This window comes from Flagellimonas flava, assembly GCF_050617915.1.
In the GTDB taxonomy this organism is placed as follows: Bacteria; Bacteroidota; Bacteroidia; order Flavobacteriales; family Flavobacteriaceae; genus Flagellimonas; species Flagellimonas flava_A.
This window is the reverse complement of the sequence record NZ_JBODQE010000010.1, coordinates 19,344-40,922: the sequence shown is the minus strand read 5'-3', so window position 1 is coordinate 40,922 and position 21,579 is coordinate 19,344. Positions and strand designations below refer to the sequence as shown.

The window sequence follows — 21,579 nt, the reverse complement described above, 5'->3', positions numbered from 1 at the left end:
AAGTACTAGGTCCCGTTAAATTGGTTCATGGTGTTTTTGGTGCCGGCAAAAACATAGGAACGCACGAGGTCCGCAGATTTTTTGAGTCGTTCTGGCAAAGCCGCCCGTTCGTCCTCATTCCATTTTCCCAAAACATACTCCACCTGCCTGCCTTTGCTAAATTCAGCCCCAACCCCAAATCTAAATCGGGGATATTGCGAGGTCTGCAAGGTGTTTTGGATGTGTTTTAGTCCATTGTGCCCGCCATCGCTTCCCTTGGTTTTAAGGCGTAGTGTCCCAAAAGTGAGGTTGATGTCATCCGTAATGATAAGGACATTTTCCAATGGAATTTTTTCCTTCTCCATCCAGTATTTCACAGCGTTACCGCTGAGATTCATATAGGTTGAAGGTTTTAGGCATAAGATGCTTCTTCCCTTATGTTTGAAGGTGCCCACTGCGCCCAATTTGCCACTTTCAAAGGCAAAACTTTCTTGTTCGGCCAAAAAATCCAAGATTTGGAAACCAATGTTGTGTCGGGTTTCCTCGTATTCTGATCCAATGTTACCAAGGCCAACAATCAGAAATTTTTTCATGGTATCAAGTTCTTCAATCAAGGGTTTTGTAATGCCGAAAAGGGATTTTAGCAACTGCAACATCCTATATATGGGTTTTGCCCAAAAATAAGAAAGCATCCCCAAACTTTACTTTAGTGTAAAACGGGGATGCAATTATTTTGATGATTTAAAACCTACTCGGTAGCTTCTGCAGCTGGGGCTTCAGCACTTTCTGCTGCTCCTTCAGCTCCTTCAGCACCACCTTCAGCTCCTTCAGTTTCTTCCTCTTCCTCTTCAGAATCATCCACAGATGTTCTAGAGGCTTTTACCTGTACAACCGCGGTACTATCCGGGTGTAGAATGGTGAAATCATCGCTCAACAAGGTTTCTACGGCAATGGTTCCCCCAATTCTCAATTTGGAGATATCCACGGTGATAAAATCAGGAAGTAGATTTGGCAATGCCTTAATGGAAAGCTTTCTTTTCCTGAACAACAAACGTCCACCGTTTCGAACTCCAGGGGAGTTTCCTTCCAAACGAACAGGGATGTTCATGGTCACTGGCTTGTCCTCGAACAACTGATAAAAATCGATGTGCAAGATTTGGTCAGTTACAGGATGAAATTGGATATCCTGTAATACAGCATCAAACTTTTGTCCGTCTTCCAACTCAATCACAGCCGTGTGCGCGTTGGGGGTGTACACTAAATGTCTGAACGCTAGCTCATCTGCTGAAAAGTGCAATGGCTTATCCCCTCCGTACAGCACGCAAGGGACCTTTCCAGCATTACGTAAGGCCTTGGTAGATACCTTGCCCACGCTTTCTCTTTGGGATCCTTTGATAGTAATTGACTTCATAACTTCTGTTATCTATAAAATATTTAATTTATTCTCATTCATTTTCGAATTGTCAGACATATCGGCCTGAACGTAGTCGAAGGCTACATTAAGAATTTTGAGGATATTGAGGTGTTGTGGTGAACCCGATGCATAACATCTGCAAATAGGTCGGCACAACTCAATACCTTTATTTTATCCTTGTCCTCTTTTATGGGAATTGAATCGGTTACAATCAATTCCGTCAAAGTTGACTTTTCTATTTTTTCATATGCATTGCCGGACAACAGACCATGAGTGGTAATGGCACGTACGCTCAAGGCTCCCCTTTCCATCATAAGGTCGGCAGCTTTGGTAAGGGTTCCGGCAGTGTCCACCATATCATCCACCAAAACAACATTCTTCCCTGTCACCTCGCCAATAAGTTCCATATGGGAAATTACATTGGCCTTAGCACGCTGCTTGTAGCAGATCACAACATCACTTTCAAGGGCTTTGGAGTATGCATAGGCACGTTTGGAACCTCCCATATCAGGAGAAGCGATGCACAAATTGTCCAATTTCAAGCCTTTTAGATAGGGTAAGAACAGGGTAGAGGCAAACAGATGATCCACTGGCTTTTCAAAGAACCCTTGAATCTGATCGGCATGAAGATCCATGGTGATGATTCGCGTGGCCCCCGCAGTTTCCAACATTTTGGCAATCAACTTTGCAGCAATGGGAACCCTGGGTTTGTCCTTTCTATCCTGTCTGGCCCAACCAAAGTAGGGCATTACGGCGGTGATATGCCTTGCTGAAGCTCTTTTGGCCGCATCAAGCATAAGCAACATCTCCATCAGATTTTCTGAACTGGGATTGGTGGATCCAATGATAAAAATCCTTGCTCCACGGATGGATTCTTCAAACGATGGCTGAAATTCCCCGTCGCTATATCTTGAAAAAAGTACCTTGCCAAGGTTTGCCCCATAGGACGCAGCAATTTTCTCACCAAGCGCTGTACTTTGGGTACAGGCAAAAATTTTGGGTTCTGGAACTTGGTACGGCATTGTAATCTGTTGTCGACTAGATTATTAAATCTTCTTTTTTTCAAAAGAGGTGCAAATTTATAAATTAATTCGGGTTGCTAAAGGATATTTCAAGGTATTTTTGGTTGTAAATGAAATTATTTTTTAGCTTTGCAGTCCCATTTCAAAAAGGGGATACAAATTAAGCCTTGGTGGCGGAATTGGTAGACCTGTCTGCCGACAGGCAGGCGCGCTGAAATATTGTGTTGATTATTGTCTATGTCATATCAAGCTTGGATTCCAACTACATTTATGTTGGAATGACCAAGAATCTTGAGGAAAGGTTAAGACGGCATAATAGAGGTTGGGAAAAGACAACCAAACCTTATGCTCCTTTCATCTTGATTTATCAAGAATCATGCAAGGATAGGCACGAAGCAAGGAAAAGGGAAAAATATTGGAAGTCGGGAGTTGGTAAAGAAAAACTCCGTAAACTTAGAGATAAGTTAACATAATGCCTTGGTGGCGGAATTGGTAGACGCGCTGGATTCAAAATCCAGTTCTTTCGGGAGTGTGGGTTCGATTCCCACCCAAGGTACTTTAAAAGCCGAGATTTTGATCTCGGCTTTTTTATGTTTTTAGCAAAGGTCCTTTGCTTCAAGCTACATGGATATTTGGAAATTAACATTGGTTAGCGGCAACTGTAACTCACTTCAACCTGCTTAGTCCAAGTGGGATATAAAATACCACTACTGTAATTTCATTATCTTGTTCTTGACTATGGGAAGCGTTTCTACCACAAATAGAGTGTTTAGGCAGCTGTTGTGTTTTGTACTTTTTTGGAGTTCCACGATGGGTTTTGCCCAATCGGAGAGGAATGCAGAATTGGAAAGGCAATTAAAATCATTGTCGGGGGAAGCGTATTTCTCAAAAGCCAATGACATTGCCGAAACCTACTACGCAAACTCTACAACTCATGCCCAAGATTTTATAGAAGAGCAAGGGTTGGAAGCAGGGATACAGGAATTCCCCCTGCAACATGCCAGATACCTAAACTTAAAAGGGAAATTGCTCACCCTGCAAGGTAACTACGAGGAAGGTCAATCCGTATTTAATCAATCCATAACCATTTTACAAAATGGTGAAAATGTAGGCTTCTTGGCAAAAGCGTATTCAGGAATGGGAGGCCTCCTTATCAGAAAGGGAGATTACAAGGATGCCCGAACAAATCTTGAAAATGGGCAGGCTCTCTATCAAACTGATGAAGTCAACAATACCCTTGCCAATATTCATTTGCTATTTGGTAGGCTGGAGAATATTGAGGACGATCTTGATGCTGCCTTGAATCATTATGAAAAAAGTATCCAGATCAATAAACAATTGGACAATAAAAAGGGAATTTCGGATGTGTACTACCGTATTGCGGTACTATATCTGGATAAGAACAATGAAGAAAAGGCGTTGCAGTATTTTCAGGATGGAAGGGCGATCAAGGAAGAAATCAAAGATGAAAGGGGCTTGGCAAATTTTAATTTGTCACTGGGCGTTTTGCATGAAGAAAAGGGACTTTTTGAAACTGCATTGGATTACTATGCGCAAAGTTTAAAGGGTTATCAGCGTATAGGAGATAAGGCCAATCTGGCCAAGACCTACAATAACATAGGAGTGGCCTATGTGGATTGGCAAAAATACGATAGTGCCCAAGTCTATCACGAAAGGTCGGTGAAACTTCATAACGAACTCAAATCTCCACTGGGGATGATTAGGGCATTGTCCAATCTTGGAGAGGTGCACTATTTGAAGGAGGAATACCCAGAAGCGCTTAAAAACCATTGGGCTGCCAAAAAAGTAAGCGAAACAACCAATAGGAAAATCATGTTGGGTTGGGTCACCAATAACATAGGGCAGGTGCATTTGGCTACCGGGCGTTTGGATAGTGCCGGCATTTACTTGAATCGCTCCCTAAAAATCAAAAAACAACAGGATAATTACTTAACGCTACGCCAAACCTACAAGAATCTTTCAGAATTGAAAGAAAAGCAGGGGGAAATGGCAGAAGCCTTGGCCTATTTTAAACTGTACAAAGAAGTTCAGGACAGTCTTTTTAGAAAGACCAAGACCAGGGAATTGGCAGAAATGCAAGCGAGGTATGACAACGTACGGCAAGAAAAGGAAATTGACCAATTGCAGCAAAAGAATAAAACCCAGCGCTTATGGCAGAACATTTATGCCATTGGTGCACTCCTGGCCTTGATAGCTGTGGGATTTGTTTTTCAATTCTTCAAGTATAAAAACAAAAAGAACAAGGAGCTTTTGGCCGTTGAAGCCCAGCAACGCCAGCAACTGGAGGAGATTGACCGTTTAAAATCCCGTTTTTTCAGCAATATTTCCCATGAATTTCGAACACCGCTAACCCTCATCTTGGGCCCCTTGGATAAATTGAGAAAGGGAGTAGATGACACTTTGCGTCCCACCATCGACATCATTGACCGCAATGGTAAAAGGTTGTTGAAGTTGATTAATCAGCTATTGGAGTTGTCCAAAATCGAGGCGGGAAAGACTTCGTTAAAAACGGCATTTGTGGATATAGTTCCTTTGCTCAAGGGCTGGGTTTTATCTTTTCAATCCATGGCGGAAATGAAGAATGTTGACCTGTCTATCCAAACTGAAAAAGAGTCCTATTTTCTCTACATCGATAAGAGCAAAATGGAAGAGGTGCTGATCAATCTATTGTCCAATGCACTAAAATACACCCCTTCCGGAGGCCATGTTACGGTGAGCTTACATCAGATACATACTGATGGTAATGATGCTTTATCCATTAAGGTTTCAGATACGGGCAAGGGAATTGCCAAGGAAGAACAACCCTATATCTTTGATCGCTTTTATCAAGCGGCCAATGCAGAGGCAGACAATGTTGTTGGGACGGGTATTGGGCTTTCCCTCATTAAAGAGTTGGTGGATTTACATAAGGGATCCATTTCGGTGAAGAGTGGACTTGGGGTTGGGAGTACTTTTGAAGTGCAGCTTCCCTTCGGGAAAGAACACCTGTCTGAAGAAGAAGTTCAGATGATACCTGCTGCACCTCATGCTACCCCTATGGATATACCTGTTGGGGATTCCAAGTCTCCTGAGGTGGCCGAAACGGATATTGACAACGAGGAATTGCCACTGCTCTTACTTATTGAGGACAATGAAGACCTTAGGAATTATATCAGAGAGGTGCTAAACGACCAGTATAGCATACTGGAAGCCAAAGATGGTGAAGTGGGCATACAACACGCCTTGGAACATATTCCGGATATCATAGTCAGCGATTTGATGATGCCCAAGGTGGATGGATTGGAGGTGTGCAAAACCTTAAAAGAGGACGTTCGAACCAGTCATATCCCCATTATTTTACTGACGGCAAGGTCATCCAAAGAGGATAGGATAGAAGGTTTAAAAAGTCTGGCAGATGACTATCTTACTAAGCCGTTTGACAATGAGGAACTACTGGTAAGGGTGAAAAATTTGATCGCCACAAGGAAAAAAATGCAGGAGCATTTTTCCGCCGGGGATATACTTAAACCTAAAAAACTCAAACTCAGTTCCATTGATCAAGAGTTTATAAAGAAGGTTACCGAAATATTGGAACTTGAAATAGATAATGAAAATTATGGGGTCGTTGAGCTGGCAGATACAGTGGCACTTAGCCGATCTCAACTATTCCGTAAAATTAAGGCGATTACCGATCAAACGCCCATAGAATTTATTAGGTCTTTCCGTTTACATAGGGCTATGGACATGTTGCAACAGCAAAGTGGTACGGTGGCAGAAATTGCGTACAGTGTTGGCTTCCAAAATCCCTCCTATTTCTCCAAATGTTTTCAAGAACAATTTGGAATGTCTCCGAGTGCTGTTTCCCGGCGTTAAACACCTTTGAGGTACTCTGATTTTTGTAATGTGTTCCTAGACTCAATTTAACACTTTGCAACATTTGTTACAGACTATGCAACATTTCTTCGATTTGCTGTAACAAATAGAATTTCAGCGATTTACATTCAACATTTTTAATTGATTTTGGCACATCCCAGGTTGTCCTCAGGGATGCTCCACAGATACATTTGCCCCATGATTTTGAAATACTTGAAAGAAAAGAAAACAGTGTTTCAGTAGATAACGAATTAGTAACAAACAAAAAGTAAAATCATGAAAAATGTATTAATGGGCCTATTATTTATAGGTATGACAAGTATGGGTTATTCACAATATGACCCGATGAACGGTAACATCGAGAATGACGGATTCGATTTTGTATTTGCAAATCTTGACTATCTGGATGGGGTACAAGGCAAGGCAACACCTGATCAGGTTAGATTTCTGGAAGGAATCGCTGCGGATTGGGACGTGAGCAAAGTATCACAATTTGATGGACGTAGTGAGCTCTTTAGGGTAGTTTTTAAATCCAATAAAGGTCAAATAAACGTGGCTTTTGATGGAGAGGGTAAAATTAAATTGGCCACGGAGAAGTTCAAAAATGTGAAAATGCCAGCGCATATCCAGCAATTGATCAAGGAAAAATACCCACAGTGGAAACCCGTAGAGAATTTGTATTTGGTTACCTATAGAGATGGGAGAAAAACCACAAAAACGCTCAAGGTAAAACTTGAAAAAGGCAATAATACAAAGCATTTAAAGGTAACGGACAGCGGACTTCTGCTTTAAGCCAACCCTTTGACTTGGCTCAAGTTGGCGGTTTAAGACCCGCCAACTACCCACTTAAATTCATTAAAAATAGTTGTTGAACAAAAAAATATCTATCATGCCAACACCATTGGAAATTTTATTGGACCCTGTATCATTGGCAGTTTTGGCCATCTATGCGATACTTATGATTTGGGAAGGATTGTTTCCCGCAAGAAAACTGCCAAAAGTAAAATTTTGGAAATTGAGAGGGTTGGGTGCTTTTGCATTCTTCTTTTACCTATCATCCTACTTACCATTGTTTATTGATCCTTATCTGGAACCTTACCGATTGTTGGACCTTACGGATTTAACAACCGTTATTGGCGGTCTTGTTGGCGTAGTGGTTTATGAATTTGGGGTGTATGTATGGCACAGAGCTTTGCACAGTTCAGATTTTTTATGGCGCACTTTTCACCAGATGCATCATAGTGCCGAACGTTTGGACACCTATGGAGCCTTCTATTTCAGTCCCATGGACATGATCGGATGGACCGTTTTGGGGAGTATCTGTTTTGCCCTTTTGGTGGGATTGAATCCACAGGCCATCACTTTTACCTTGTTGGTGACCAACTTTTTGGGAATGTTCCAGCATGCCAATATTAAAACACCTACTTGGTTGGGATACATTGTGCAACGTCCAGAGAGCCATACAGTTCATCATGCTAAGGGCATTCACAAGCATAATTATTCCGATCTACCGGTTTTTGATATTCTTTTTGGGACGTTCAAGAATCCAAAAAATTATCAGCACGAAACAGGATTTTACCACGGGGCTTCGGCCAAAGTATGGCAAATGCTGACGTTTAAAGATTTGAGCAAAAAATCAAAAACTATTTCAAAATCAGCATCTATGGTAATAATAGGGCTATCAATCTTTGGTTGTAGTAGCGATAATTCAGAAACAGTAATTGAAACACAGGAACCAGTGCAAATTGTCACAGAAAGTACAATTACGGGTAATGGAAACATTGGAGCTAACGATGGTCATTGCAATGATTTTAATCAATAAAAATGAAAAATTTAGTTATAAAAGTCGGTTTGTCGACCCTATTGATATTTGTGCTAATAGGGTGCAGTAAAGAGGAAATTGAAGGGCCAATAGGACCGGTGGGTGAACAAGGGCCACAGGGAGAACAGGGGGAAAAAGGAGAACCGGGTCAGGATGGTGAAGACGGTCAAGATGGCAATGCAGAGGTGATCTATAGTTCTTGGATTCCTGCAAATTTTACAGGCTCGTCTGCCTCGGTAAAGTATATGAATATAGATTTTCCTTCAGAATTACCTCCAGCCTTTAGCATAAAAAGTACCCATACCATCCTGGTGTTTTTTAATGGCTTTGGAGATGGGAGTACTTACCTATTGCCTGTACTGGATTTTAGGGGAGCCCAATTTACCTATGGTTATGGGAGCGGTACTGTAACGGTTGGTGATATTTTAATTAAGGCAAAGGCACTATCTGGAGATTTAACGGAGTTTCAAATATCGCCTTCTCGAGGCAATAGATTCAGGTATGTCATTATTCCTCCGAGTGTACACGTGCAAGGGAAATCCTCTTTGGACCATAGCGATTATGAAGCCGTAAAGGCATTTTACAACATTCCGGATTAGTGTTGAAATGGTTTTGATAAAGTAAATACAATGAAACAAAAAACAAAAAATACAATACTAACAGATGGTGGATTGGAAACCGATTTGATTTTCAACCATCAAATTGAACTGGAACATTTTGCTGCTTTTCCGTTATTGGAAAACACAGATCAGGTACAAACATTGGAGAATTATTATCGGGAGTATCTGGAACTGGCAAAATTGAATGGAACAGGTTTCATTTTGGAAAGCCCAACCTGGAGAGCCAATTTGGATTGGGGCAAGGCATTGGGCTATGATGAAAAGAACCTCAAGCGTGTCAATAAACTGGCCATTCAAAAAATGCAGCAGCTAAAGCAAGAGTACAAAACGTGTATTGAAAATGTAATGGTTAGTGGACAAATTGGTCCGAGAGGCGACGGCTACAGGGTAGAAACCGCGATGGATGCAGCTGAGGCCCAAGCTTACCATAACCTCCAGGTGCAGGTATTTATGGCAGCTAAAGTTGATATGGTCACGGCCATTACCATGACCTATATTGATGAAGCGCTAGGCATAGTTGAATCAGCAAAAATGCACAAGATTCCCGTAGTCATATCCTTTACATTGGAATTGGACGGGAGTTTGCCCAGTGGGGAAACTTTGGAGCAAGCTATTACGACTATTGACGAGGCCACGGAGAATTATCCAAAATATTATATGATCAACTGTGCCCATCCTACCCATTTTATGTACCTACTTGAAGGAGCAAAATGCTGGAAAAACCGAATTCAAGGATTAAGGGCCAATGCCTCATGTAAAAGTCACGCAGAATTGGACGAATCAACCGAGTTGGATGTTGGCAATAAAATAGAACTGGGTCAACTGCACAAAGAACTACAGCAGTTGTTGCCCAATTTGGAAGTGTTTGGCGGTTGCTGCGGAACGGATGCCTCACACATCAAGGCCATTTGTGATCACATTTCTTTGGTATAACTGTTTTTGAGCTGCCAATTATTTGGTTGAATTTTGGAAGGCCGGGAATTTTATCCCGGCTTTTTTGGTTAGCAAAGAATCTACTGTGGTTTGTGCACTGTAAGGTTTTGGTCGTTTTTATGGCTAAGGGGGAGATGAAGAACACTGCCTATTTTATGGAACGATGTGAAGCATTGGCCAGTAAGGCCACCTCAAAGGGCAACAGTGCCGTTGGAAGTTTGATTGTTGTTGATGATAAAATTATTGCGGAGGCCGAGGAAGCCGCCACCTCCAAACAAGATGTGAGCCGTCATGCAGAGATGGAGGTGCTAAGAAAGGCCAGGGCCATTCTTGGTAAGGATATGTCCAGCGCTATCCTGTACTCCAACAAGGAGCCTTGCGTAATGTGCAGTTATGCCATACGGGTACATCGTATTGGAACAGTAATATATAAAGAGAAATCGGGGGAGATGGGTGGAGCCAACGGAACATTTGATGTGCTTACCACAGAAAAGGTGCCTGAAGGATGGGGACCTCCTGTCCATTGTATTCAATTGGAACAAAATTAAGATGAACTATTCAAGATTAGCATTTACAGACACGATTAAGGAAATTCAGAAGGAGCAGGGGAGCAGGCATGCCTATGAACGCATGGAGCGCATGGAATTGCCGGATGGTCTTTCCTTTAGGGAGATGAGTTTTATCAAGGAGCGCGATAGTTTTTATATGGCTTCTTTTGGCGAAAATGGTTTCCCGTACATACAGCATAGGGGAGGCCCAAAAGGCTTTTTGAAGATGATAGATGTGAAAACCTTGGCCTTTCTGGACTTTACAGGGAACAAGCAATACATTTCAACTGGGAATGTGAAAACACATAAAAAAGTTTCCCTTATACTTATGGATTATGTCAATCGTGCCCGTTTAAAAATTTATGCAGAAGCTGAAATTGTGTCTTTGGAAGAAAACCCAGAGCTGGTTGAAAAATTGGAATTGGATTACGATTACAAGGCAGAGCGCATTTTTCTTTTCCATATCAAGGCCTTTGACTGGAACTGCCCGCAGCATATTATCCAACGATATACGTTTGAGGACATCTCAAAGCTAAACAAGGAACGGGAGGATTATATCCAAGACTTGGAGCAGCAAATAGAAGGACTCAAAAAGCAGATTAAAGACAATTCTGCAGGACATTAGAATAAGTCACTTCCAAATGTCTATCCTGGCCTTAGCTTGCTTCTACGTCGTAACCTTAGGGTTTCTTCAAGTTTGTCCTATATTTAGGGTTGGGTATTTGAACGAAGTCAATTTCCCTTGATTTTCCCAAATATGGGTCACCTCTGTTTATGAATCTATGGACATACTAAACCTACACCACGAATTCTTTTCAACCCAAAAAAGTAAGGATGTCTCCTTTAGAAAGAAGGCCTTGAAACGCTTGGAAAAGGAAATCGTTAAGCGCGAAGATGAGATTTGTGAAGCCCTTTATACGGATTTCAAAAAACCCAGGTTTGAAACTTTGGTTGCGGAGACCCAGTTTGTGTTGGCTGAAATAAAAACAGCGCTAAACAACTTGGAACTATGGGCACGCCCGGAACGGGTTTCGTCCATTCTGGCCAATTGGCCTTCAACTGATTATCTATATCGGGAGCCTTATGGCACTGTGCTGCTCATTGCCCCTTGGAATTACCCATTTCAGCTGGTTTTTGCTCCCTTGGTCGGTGCGGTGGCAGCTGGAAATACGGTCGTAATAAAACCTTCCGAATTAACGCCCAATACGTCTAAAATTTGTGCTGAAATTGTTGCTGCAGTATTTGAACCTGGGCATGTTTCCGTGGTAGAAGGCGGGGTGGAAATCTCGCAGAAATTGTTGGATCAAAAGTGGGATTACATTTTTTTCACCGGAAGCACCAAGGTTGGACGGATTGTATATGAAAGTGCGGCCAAACACTTAACGCCCGTGACTTTGGAGCTGGGCGGCAAAAACCCTTGTATTGTGGATAGTTCGGCTTCCATTAAACTGGCAGCCAAACGCATTGCTTGGGGCAAATTCCTGAATGCCGGGCAGACCTGTATCGCACCGGATTATGTGTTGGTGCACATAAGTGTCAAGGCCAAACTTATAACTGCTTTGCAAAAATGCATTGAGCAAGGGTTTGGAAATTTTGAACATCCTTCGAATGATTTAGCTAGGATTGTCAACGAAAAAAATTACACTAGATTAAAAAACTTGCTACACGAGCAAGAAGTAATTTTTGGCGGGTTTTTTAAGGATGGAGATAATTATCTATCTCCAACTTTGATAAATGAACCCGCTCTGGATAGCCCCATCATGCAGGACGAAATTTTTGGTCCTATTTTACCTATCCTTGGTTATGAAACGGATGATGACATAGCTGAGGTTTTGAAACGCTACGAAAAACCTTTAGCTACCTATATGTTTTCCAATAAAAAATCTTTTCAGAAGAAAATGTTGAAGAAATATAGCTTTGGAGGTGGTGCCATCAACGATACCGTCATCCAAATAACCAATAAAAAACTTCCTTTCGGGGGTGTTGGGGCAAGTGGACTTGGAGGTTATCATGGGAAAGCCTCATTCGAGATTTTTTCCAATGCAAAAGGAATCATCAAAAAGGCCAATTGGTTGGATATCCCCTTGCGTTATCCACCGTATAAACTTCCCATGGGAATTGTGAAAAAAATCAAGCACTTGTTTTAAAACTTCCACCTTTGCGAATTGAAGGTTTTGATACTACATTTTCTTCGCAATTTCATAATTCCAAACCCTTAACTCGATTGTCCTTCAAATTAGTGCTAAAACACTAGTATTCAATAGCTACTGGGGCATTTTTTATCCTACAAAAACACAATTAGCACGTATAATCCTACAACCTGCTTTAGAGTTCAGCCAAAACACCCATCGATTATCTGATGTTTCACAACAAATGATCGATGAAATACAACATATATTCTATTTAACCGATGCTAGTAGATATGTTTGAATATTCTTACATGCTAAGAAAAACCTCATTTTTTTGATTATGAAAAGACCGCTAACCCCCCAAAAAAAAGGAGCTTCTTATTTCTTTTTTTTGTTTTTGCTCGCTTCATTGCAGTGGAGTTATGCACAAAATTGTTCAGTAAATGCGGGGATTCCTGAAACCATATGTGAGAACATCGGAACGTACAACCTTTCAGGTTCCACTTCAGGATTGGTACAAAGTGGTCCAACATGGTCGCAAGTAGGTGGGCCATCCGTCATCATCGATGACCCATCCAACCCAACCACTTCCATTTCCGGTCTTGTGGGTGGAAACACCTACACATTTAGATTAAGTGCGGTTTGCACGGATGGAACACCACAATTTCAAGATGTAGGTATAACGGTACAACCTATTACTGTGTCAAATGCGGGAAGCGATATTGCCTCATGTCCAGATAATACCGGGAGTGTGAGTACAAACGCAAACACCCCATTGAATGCCGGTGAAACTGGACTATGGAGTATTGTGGGAGCCAATAATGCAGGAGTAACCATTAATGCTCCCAGCTCTCCTACAACAACCTTGACATTAGCCGAAACCAGTGCTGGAACCACAACTTTACAATGGACGATATCAGGTCCTGATTTTGCTCCAGGCCAAGCTTGCGAATCCAGTTCTACCATTACCGTAACCAACTACGGTGGCGAAAGTGTAGTGGATGCAGGACCCGATCAAAATTTGGACAACTGTTATTCACTGACGCAATCGACCAACTTGGCCGGTAGTTTTGGTGGAAACAACATCAATGGTCAAGTAGGTACCTGGAGTTTTGTAAGCGGACCAAATACCCCGGTCATTGCAAACCCAAATAGTAATAATTCCAATGTATCCAACCTCGTAGCAGGGGTCTATACGTTTCGTTGGTCCGTAAGTGGATCATGTGCGAGTGGTCAGGACACCATGACCATAACGGTAGCTGGGGCAACCCAGGATATATCCACGGCAACCATTCAAAATAATGATATTCGCTTTTGTGATGCCAGTATTACAACCGTGACCCTGGTAGGTTCACTACCCTTATTCACTAATGAAACTGCAACTTGGACCCAGACATCAGGGCCTGTAGCAGGGGTTAATATCATCAGCCCAAATTCCAGTACCACACAGATTACAGGATTGGATGGGAGTAGTACATATGAGTTTGCCTACACGATTGAAAATGGAACAACGCTATGCAGTGATTCAGATACCGCTACCATTAATTATTCAACTACTCCGGTCACTATCTTGGCAAACGGGGGTAGCGACCTAACCGCGGTTTGCGGTGTAACAAGTGTTGACATTCCGTTCACCACCACGGGAAATGGTACCAATACCTATAGTATTATTAGCGGGCCAAGCAGTTCTACTTTGGTGGATCCTTCCACTTTTTCCAATGCGGGGGGCACACCTTTAACGATAAACTTTGATGCTGAAGGAACATATACCGTTCTTTTTAGAAGAGCCCTTAGTGGCTCCATCCAAACCGGATGTGATGTAGGTACCAGTACTATCAATGTTAATGTGGCTTTGACACCAACAGCGGCCAACGCTGGAACAGACCAGACTTTGGCCTGTAATGTTACCGATACGGATATAACCGGAAACGCAGCCACCGTTGGCAATTCGCTTTGGTCGCAGATCAGCGGACCCAATACAGCTACCATTGCATCTCCCTACGCCCAAACTACAAACGTTTCCAATTTGGTTCCTGGAACCTATGTGTTCCAATATGCCATTTCTGGAGGAAATGCTTGTGCACCCTCTGAGGAAGATACCGTTCAGATTGTCGTGTCTTCTGATGCGGCAGTACCGACAGATGCTGGATTGGATCAATCCATCTGTTTTGGGGCACCTACGCAATTGGCGGGGAATGCTCCGCCAACCACAAACTTGGTTGGAACATGGACTGTTGATTCTGCTCCTGGCGGAGCTAGTATTGTTTTCGCTGACGAAAATGACCCCAACACTTTGGTTTCCGGTTTGGATGATGCAAATGAAACTTATATTTTCCGATGGACGATAGCCAATCCCAATGATGCTACCTGTCCAACCCCTGGAACGGACACGGTTACCATAACAACAGGTGCAACCCAAGGCCCTACTTTGGCCGCGGCAGGTACTGACCAATGTTTGGGAACTGGTGTGACTACTACAACTTTAGCCGGGAATCAACCTGCCGTTGACGAGATAGGAACCTGGACTGCTTCGCCTGCTGTTGGCATTGCTTTTGATGATGCCAATCAATTTGATACGGATGTAACTATTTCGGTTGAACAAAGCTATGTTTTGACCTGGACCATTTCGAAAATTGCTCCAGGTTGTCAAGATACTTCAGATGAAATGGAACTTACGGTAGGGCCGGACGCTGTTGCTAATGCAGGACCCGATCAAACCGAATGCCAGTCCGTGTTTACCATGGATGCCACAGGTTCTGCGGGAAGTGGTGGGTTTTGGACCCAGATTTCGGGGCCAGGAGGCTACGTCATTGATGATTCCACCAGCCCAACAGCACAGCTTACGTTTTCATTTTCAGGACAATATATTTTTGAATGGACTGCAACCAATGGTAGCTGCTCCTCGGATACCGATCAAGTGACCCTTAACGTTGGAATTCCACCAACGACTGCAGTAGTGACCACTCCTGCCGAAACCATTTGTTCATCCACTACGGTAATCCTGGATGGCAACGCATTTGACCCCAATATTGAAAACGGTTTTTGGACCCTATTGTCCGGAGCACCAAATACACCCACCTTTTCAGATGTAAATGATCCAAATGCCACGGTAACCGGAATGGTATCCGGTTCCTACACCTTTAGATGGACCATTGCTGGGGATAGTAACTGTCCCAGCAGTTTTGCAGATAAGACCGTGGATGTTTATGTCCCTGCCAATGCTGGCCCGGATATGGAACTCTGTAACGTACAAAACTTTATGTTGGAAGCTACTTTTGGTTCTACAGGAACCTGGACCCAGACCTTTGGCCCGGGCGTAGGTGGTGCACCTGGAACTCCCGCGACCATTACCCAAAATCCTGCGGGCAGTAATGTTGCTGAAGTAAGTGATATTGTTCTTGGGAGTTTTTACATCTTTGAATTTACCACGAATTATCCTGGTGCAACAGGATGCGGAAATACATCCGATCAAGTTCAGGTGGAATCCAGTGGCTTGCCATCGGTTTTACCGGACGCCGGCCCAGACCAACTACTGTGTTTGGGAGATTTGGTGGTGCCTAATCAGACAACCTTGGCAGGGAACATGCCACCTGACGATGTAGATGAGGCTACATGGAGCTTTACAGAACAGCCTGCTGGAAGCACGGCAGTGATTACAAACCCCAATGACCCAACATCCACGCTTACAGGATTGACGGTTCCCGGTATTTATATTTTGGAATGGAATTTTGAGGCCGGATTTTGTTTTAATACCTCGGATGTGGTTCGGATTGAAGTGTATGAAACTCCGTCTACTGCGGATGCAGGTCCTGATCAAGTTAATGCCTGTCAGTTAAGTGCTCAATTGAACGCGGTTCCGCCAACGGTGGGCACGGGAACATGGACATTTACCGCTGATCCATCTGGGGGAGCGGCCGTTATCGATAATCCCAATTCACCCACTTCCACCATTTCGAATATTACAACTACAGGCACCTATACATTAACCTGGACCGTGGCCCATAACGGGGTAACTTTTGTGGACAGCCCTTCGGCTTGTGACCCTTCGTCCGATACGGTGGACATTACCTTCCCGGATGATGCTCCGTCAACGGCAGATGCGGGTCCAGATCAAGAATTTTGTGCGGCTACCCAAACTAATATGGCCGCTACAGCTTTGGTTATTGGAACAGGAACTTGGACCCAAACCGCGGGACCAGGTGTGGGAGGAACCCCTGGAACACCAGCTAATATTGTTGCTCCAAATAGTGAAACAACATTAATCGACACCTTGGAACCGGGCACTTACGAATTTACCTGGACGGTAATCAATGGAGGATGTACATTTGACGATACCGTTGAGGTGATCATCTATGCCGATCCCGGTAGCGCCAATGCAGGTCCGGACCAATCATTGGATCAATTTTCTTCAATTGTTTTGGCTGCTGATGCTCCCACTGTTGGTACAGGTATTTGGACTCAGGTTTCTGGTCCTACCACAGTTGGCTTTGTCAACGATAATGACCCAACTACGGAAGTTTTTGGAGCCTCTTCGGGTACATATGTATTTGAATGGACCATTAGCAATGGCAGCTGTACTCCAGTATCCGATACCGTTGAAGTATCCCTATTGGGAGTGGACTTGGAATTGACCAAATCGGTTTCTCCAACTACGGCCAATCCAGGAGATACGGTAACTTTTACCTTGGACGTCTTTAATGATGACGCTTCCAGCGCTTCGGATGCCACTGGGGTTTCTGTACGTGATGTAATTCCGTCGGGATATACTTTGGTGCCTGGAACAGTAAGCAATGGAGGGCTTTATAACATTGGTGATTTTTCCATCACTTGGTCCAATTTATCAATAAGCAATGGAGCCACTTTAAGTTTGACATTTGATGCTACCATAAACGCTTCCGGTTCTTATCAGAATACTGCAGAAATTACAGCCAACGACCTTTTTGATATCGATTCCACAGAAGGCAATGGTATAGCAGGGGAAGATGATCAAGATTCAGCCCAAGTAACTATCCTTGCATCTGATTTAAGCCTGACAAAGGATGTTAGTGCTGGTTCCAGTGCTACACCCAATGTTGGAGATACTGTTGTTTTTGAACTCACGGTGACCAACGCTGGACCTGATGTGGCTACCAATGTAAGCGTAGAGGATGTCGTTCCATCCGGATTGACCATAGGAACCATAAACAATGGAGGCATAAATACTTCAGGTACCATTGCATGGACAATTGCGAACCTAGCAGTTGGTTCCACCACCCTAAGCTATGAGACTACGGTTAACGCTCCTACAGGAGCTTCCAATGAATACCGAAATACAGCGGAGATAACCGCTTCCGATCAATATGATTCAGATAGTGATCCAGGGAATGATGATGGGGATCAAAGTGAGGATGACGAAGCCTTTTATGTCATTACACCTCAAGTTGCGGATTTGGAAATATCGATGCAAGCAAGCAATCCAACTCCGGATGTTGGGGAAGTGGTGACTTTTACCATTAATGTCAGCAACCAAGGAACATCAGCAGCAACGGGAGTATCCCTGGAAAATCTAGTGCCAGCTGGATATGCAACTATCACAGGAATCAGCAACGGTGGCACGTTTAGTTTCATAACTGATATTATTACCTGGACGGGACTGAATGTTCCCATTGGAACCAATACCTTGTCCTTAACATTTAATGCAACTGTTCAAAATCCTACTGGAGCTGTTGGGGAATTTACCCATATAGCCGAGGTCACTTTCGCCGACCAATATGATTCCGATAGTACCCCTAACAATGATGACGGAGATCAAAGTGAAGATGATGAAACTTCCGTAGCCGCTGCCCCGTTACAATCTGATCTTTCTTTGACCAAAATTGTGGTGGACAATGACATAAACCCCAACGTTGGTGAGGAGATTAGTTTTGAAATTACAGTTTCCAATAGCGGTCCTGATGATGCCACAAATGTAGTGGTACAGGATCTGTTGCCTACGGGCTTCAACTATGTGCTTTACAGTGCTACCGCTGGAACCTATGATGATACCACAGGACTTTGGCAAGTGGGCACGTTGGCCAATGGAACCAATGAGACTTTGATTATAGATGTGTTGGTAAATACTACTGGCGATTATACCAATGTGGCTCAAATTACTGCCTCTGATGGTTTTGATATTGATTCTACTCCTAGTAATGGAGTGGGCGCGGAGGACGATCAGGATGAGGTGACCGTAGCTCCTGTCGCCGTAGCAGATTTGTCCCTGACCAAGGATGTGGATAACGCCAACCCAGATGTAAATACCAATGTCGTATTTACCATAACCGTTTCCAATTCAGGACCGAGTGATGCTACCAATATTGTCGTAACGGATCTATTGCCTTCGGGTTATACCTATGTTTCGGATGATGCGGCTGGGGCATATACCAGCGGAACAGGAATCTGGAATGTGGGACCCATTGCCAACGGTGGAACATCTTCTTTGAATATTACTGCAACGGTAAACCCTACAGGAGCTTACACCAATATTGCTGAGATTACGGCGGTAGATCAACCCGATAGCGATTCAACACCGAACAATGCCCTTGCTGCTGAAGATGATCAGGATGATGCTGTGACAAACCCCAATCCTTTGGTGGATATTTCCGTGACTAAAACTGCGGATGACCTTACACCCAACGTGGGCGATCAGATTGTTTTCACCGTGTCCGTTTTTAATGATGGACCCAATGATGCAACCAATGTGGTGGTAACCGATTTCTTGGCTTCCGGATATGAATTTGTCAGCGCTGTGCCTTCAACTGGAGCATACGAACCTTTGAATGGTTCATGGACCATTGGAAATTTGGCCAATGCAGCTACGGAAACTTTGGTAATCACCGCCAACGTTCTGGCCACTGGTGATTATACCAATATTGCAGAACTTACGGGCTTGGATGAGACCGACGTGGATTCGGTTCCAGCTAATAATGATGATACCGAAGATGATCAGCAGACCGTAGAGCCTGTTCCGGTATTGGTTTCCGATTTGATTCTTCGTAAATCCGTTGATATTCTAAGTCCTTTGGTGGGAGAAGAAGTGATATTCAATATCAGTATTTCCAATCTTGGACCAAGTGATGTAACAGGAGTTCAGGTTATGGACCTTTTACCCTCTGGGTACACCTATATTTCCAATAATAGAACAGCTGGGGTGTATACGCCAGCAACCGGAATTTGGGACTTGAACGGTATCATTCCAAATGGGACCACGGAAACTTTAAACATTGTTGCGACGGTTAATGCTACGGGGGATTACTTCAATGTTACGGAAGTGATAGCTTCCGATAATTTGGATCCGAATTCCACACCTAATAACGGGAACGTTTTTGAAAACGATCAAGACAGTGCCGGGACTACACCTATTCCAAGTTCGGATCTAAGTCTGACCAAGATAATAGACAATCCAAGCCCTGATGTGGGATCAAATGTTGTATTCACCCTTACTTTGACCAACGATGGACCAAGCGATGCCACAGGAGTAGTGGTGTCGGATGCTTTACCCTCCGGGTATTCCTATGTTTCCGATGATTCTGGTGGGACATATAGCGATGCCAGTGGATTATGGAGTGTTGGTACGCTGGCCTCTGGATCAAGCATCGATTTAAATATTACGGCCCAAGTGAACGCCACTGGGGATTATAACAATGTGGCAGAAGTGGTCGCGGTAATTCAATTGGATCCTGATTCAACCCCGGGGAATAACGATCCCAATGAAGATGATCAAGCGGAACAATCCATTGCGCCAAGAACAGTAACAGATATTTCCGTCACCAAAACGGCCGATACCCTTAGCCCATCCGTGGGTGAGGAAATTGTATTTACCATCACCGTAAATAATGCAGGACCCAATGATGCCACAGGGATTGTGGTAGAGGACTTGTTGGCCTCTGGCTATAGTCTGGTTTCCGTATTGCCGTCCACAGGAATTTACTATGGACTTACCGGTTCTTGGGATATTGGAAATCTGGCCAATGGCGCTACTGCTACCTTGCAGATTACCGCCCAAGTTCAGGCTAGCGGGGATTATAGAAACACCGCAGAGTTGATTGCCCTGGATACTTTCGACCCAGATTCGACACCAAACAACAATCTGGCTACTGAAGATGATCAGGATACCATAGAGGCAATACCTAATGGGCAAGCTGATTTGGAACTGACCAAAACAGTGGATAATGCTACGCCCAATGTGGGAGATGTAGTTGAGTTTACCTTGAATTTGACCAACAATGGATTTAGTGATGCCACTGGGGTGGTGGTAACCGATCTACTTCCATCTGGATATACCTATCAATCCCATATTACTACAGCAGGTATTTATAATGAATCAAGTGGATTATGGACTCTGAATGGACCAGTTTTTAACCAAAGCACAGAAACCCTGGTGATTCTGGCCACGGTGAATACCCCAACCGGAACGATGGATGAATATTTGAACGTTGCCGAAATAACCGCCAGTGATTTTAATGATCCGGATAGCAACCCTAATCAAGGAATTTCCGAAGATGATCTTTCAGATGGTAATGTGGACGATGACGAGGCCATTACATCTGTTACCCCACAGACTACCGATATAAGTATCAGTAAGACCGTGGATAATACTGCTCCCAACATTGGTGATCAGGTAGTCTTTACCATTACGGTTTCCAATCAAGGAAGTGTGGAAGCGACCAACATCGGCATTGAAGAAATAATGCCTTCTGGATATCGGTTGATCACGACCCAAGCATCAGAAGGAACCTATGATGAGGTTTCAGGATTCTGGGAATTGGATCAATTGGCGTCACTTGGCACGGCCAACCTACAACTTACCGTAGAGATACTGGATGTAAATGATTATTTGAATACAGCAAGTTTGGCGTATGTAGATCAGTTGGATACCGATAGTTCCAACGATTCGGATCAAGCAGAAGTAACCCCATCTTGCTTAACGGTGTACAACGAGTTTTCGCCCAATGGTGATGGTGTAAACGAATTCTTTAAGATTGACTGTATTTCCAGATACCCTAACAATGTGCTTCAGGTGTACAACCGATGGGGCAATATTGTGTATGAACAACGCTCCTATAACAATGATTGGGATGGTACTTCCAACGGAAGGGCCACAGTGCAAAAAGGAGATCAATTGCCAGTGGGCACGTATTATTATGTCTTAGATCTGGGTGATGGCTCGGAACCTCGAACAGATTGGCTATACATAAACAGATAGGAAGATGGGTATCAGA

At 43.5% G+C, this 21,579-nt stretch carries 13 protein-coding genes and 1 tRNA gene; 11 read left to right on the top strand and 3 right to left on the bottom strand.

Annotation, left to right across the window (positions count from 1 at the left end; genetic code table 11):
• Positions 1-5 precede the first annotated feature (5 nt).
• From pth to ACRHOZ_RS18490, 3 genes are all read right to left on the bottom strand, one after another.
• On the bottom strand, positions 6-635 hold the full coding sequence (pth, locus tag ACRHOZ_RS18500; protein ID WP_431128899.1) for an aminoacyl-tRNA hydrolase: 630 nt from the start codon (positions 633-635) through the stop codon (positions 6-8).
• A 92-nt stretch (positions 636-727) separates the two neighbouring features.
• Positions 728-1,390 carry a 50S ribosomal protein L25/general stress protein Ctc gene (locus ACRHOZ_RS18495; protein ID WP_431128896.1) on the bottom strand — a complete coding sequence of 221 codons (663 nt, stop codon included), beginning with the start codon at positions 1,388-1,390 and terminating at the stop codon, positions 728-730.
• An 83-nt stretch (positions 1,391-1,473) separates the two neighbouring features.
• Positions 1,474-2,415: a ribose-phosphate pyrophosphokinase gene (locus ACRHOZ_RS18490; RefSeq protein ID WP_431128893.1), complete on the bottom strand. Its 942-nt coding sequence runs from the start codon at positions 2,413-2,415 to the stop codon at positions 1,474-1,476.
• A gap of 221 nt (positions 2,416-2,636) precedes the next feature.
• On the opposite strand from ACRHOZ_RS18490, the gene ACRHOZ_RS18485 reads away from it, so the two are divergent.
• The 11 genes from ACRHOZ_RS18485 to ACRHOZ_RS18435 all read left to right on the top strand — a co-directional run bounded on the left by ACRHOZ_RS18485 (position 2,637) and on the right by ACRHOZ_RS18435 (position 21,563).
• Complete coding sequence (locus ACRHOZ_RS18485) at positions 2,637-2,888, top strand: GIY-YIG nuclease family protein (protein ID WP_431128890.1); 252 nt, start codon at positions 2,637-2,639, stop codon at positions 2,886-2,888.
• 1 nt (position 2,889) lies between these two features.
• Positions 2,890-2,971 (top strand) — tRNA-Leu (locus ACRHOZ_RS18480).
• Between the two features lie 182 nt (positions 2,972-3,153).
• Entirely contained in the window at positions 3,154-6,288 is a 3,135-nt protein-coding gene (locus tag ACRHOZ_RS18475; protein ID WP_431128886.1) for a hybrid sensor histidine kinase/response regulator transcription factor, read from the top strand.
• Positions 6,289-6,564: 276 nt separating this feature from the next.
• Positions 6,565-7,080 (top strand): hypothetical protein, encoded by a 516-nt coding sequence (locus tag ACRHOZ_RS18470; RefSeq protein ID WP_431128883.1) that lies wholly within the window; start codon positions 6,565-6,567, stop codon positions 7,078-7,080.
• Positions 7,081-7,177: 97 nt separating this feature from the next.
• Positions 7,178-8,110 carry a sterol desaturase family protein gene (locus ACRHOZ_RS18465; protein ID WP_431128880.1) on the top strand — a complete coding sequence of 311 codons (933 nt, stop codon included), beginning with the start codon at positions 7,178-7,180 and terminating at the stop codon, positions 8,108-8,110.
• Between the two features lie 2 nt (positions 8,111-8,112).
• Entirely contained in the window at positions 8,113-8,709 is a 597-nt protein-coding gene (locus tag ACRHOZ_RS18460; protein WP_431128877.1) for a hypothetical protein, read from the top strand.
• A gap of 30 nt (positions 8,710-8,739) precedes the next feature.
• Positions 8,740-9,663, top strand: a complete 924-nt coding sequence (locus ACRHOZ_RS18455) for a homocysteine S-methyltransferase family protein (protein WP_431128874.1) — start codon at positions 8,740-8,742, stop codon at positions 9,661-9,663.
• 119 nt (positions 9,664-9,782) lie between these two features.
• Complete coding sequence (locus ACRHOZ_RS18450; RefSeq protein ID WP_431128871.1) at positions 9,783-10,211, top strand: nucleoside deaminase; 429 nt, start codon at positions 9,783-9,785, stop codon at positions 10,209-10,211.
• A gap of 1 nt (position 10,212) precedes the next feature.
• Positions 10,213-10,836, top strand: a complete 624-nt coding sequence (locus ACRHOZ_RS18445; protein WP_431128868.1) for a pyridoxamine 5'-phosphate oxidase family protein — start codon at positions 10,213-10,215, stop codon at positions 10,834-10,836.
• A 157-nt stretch (positions 10,837-10,993) separates the two neighbouring features.
• Positions 10,994-12,358, top strand: a complete 1,365-nt coding sequence (locus ACRHOZ_RS18440; protein WP_431128865.1) for an aldehyde dehydrogenase — start codon at positions 10,994-10,996, stop codon at positions 12,356-12,358.
• A 322-nt stretch (positions 12,359-12,680) separates the two neighbouring features.
• On the top strand, positions 12,681-21,563 hold the full coding sequence (locus ACRHOZ_RS18435) for a PKD domain-containing protein (RefSeq protein WP_431128862.1): 8,883 nt from the start codon (positions 12,681-12,683) through the stop codon (positions 21,561-21,563).
• The last annotated feature ends 16 nt before the right edge of the window (positions 21,564-21,579 follow it).

Coding starts and splice junctions, on each gene's coding strand:
- pth (WP_431128899.1), bottom strand. CDS start 635: ATGTTGCAGTTGCTAAAATCCCTTTTCGGCATTACAAAACCCTTGATT.
- ACRHOZ_RS18495 (WP_431128896.1), bottom strand. CDS start 1,390: ATGAAGTCAATTACTATCAAAGGATCCCAAAGAGAAAGCGTGGGCAAG.
- ACRHOZ_RS18490 (WP_431128893.1), bottom strand. CDS start 2,415: ATGCCGTACCAAGTTCCAGAACCCAAAATTTTTGCCTGTACCCAAAGT.
- ACRHOZ_RS18475 (WP_431128886.1), top strand. CDS start 3,154: ATGGGAAGCGTTTCTACCACAAATAGAGTGTTTAGGCAGCTGTTGTGT.
- ACRHOZ_RS18470 (WP_431128883.1), top strand. CDS start 6,565: ATGAAAAATGTATTAATGGGCCTATTATTTATAGGTATGACAAGTATG.
- ACRHOZ_RS18465 (WP_431128880.1), top strand. CDS start 7,178: ATGCCAACACCATTGGAAATTTTATTGGACCCTGTATCATTGGCAGTT.
- ACRHOZ_RS18460 (WP_431128877.1), top strand. CDS start 8,113: ATGAAAAATTTAGTTATAAAAGTCGGTTTGTCGACCCTATTGATATTT.
- ACRHOZ_RS18455 (WP_431128874.1), top strand. CDS start 8,740: ATGAAACAAAAAACAAAAAATACAATACTAACAGATGGTGGATTGGAA.
- ACRHOZ_RS18450 (WP_431128871.1), top strand. CDS start 9,783: ATGGCTAAGGGGGAGATGAAGAACACTGCCTATTTTATGGAACGATGT.
- ACRHOZ_RS18445 (WP_431128868.1), top strand. CDS start 10,213: ATGAACTATTCAAGATTAGCATTTACAGACACGATTAAGGAAATTCAG.
- ACRHOZ_RS18440 (WP_431128865.1), top strand. CDS start 10,994: ATGGACATACTAAACCTACACCACGAATTCTTTTCAACCCAAAAAAGT.
- ACRHOZ_RS18435 (WP_431128862.1), top strand. CDS start 12,681: ATGAAAAGACCGCTAACCCCCCAAAAAAAAGGAGCTTCTTATTTCTTT.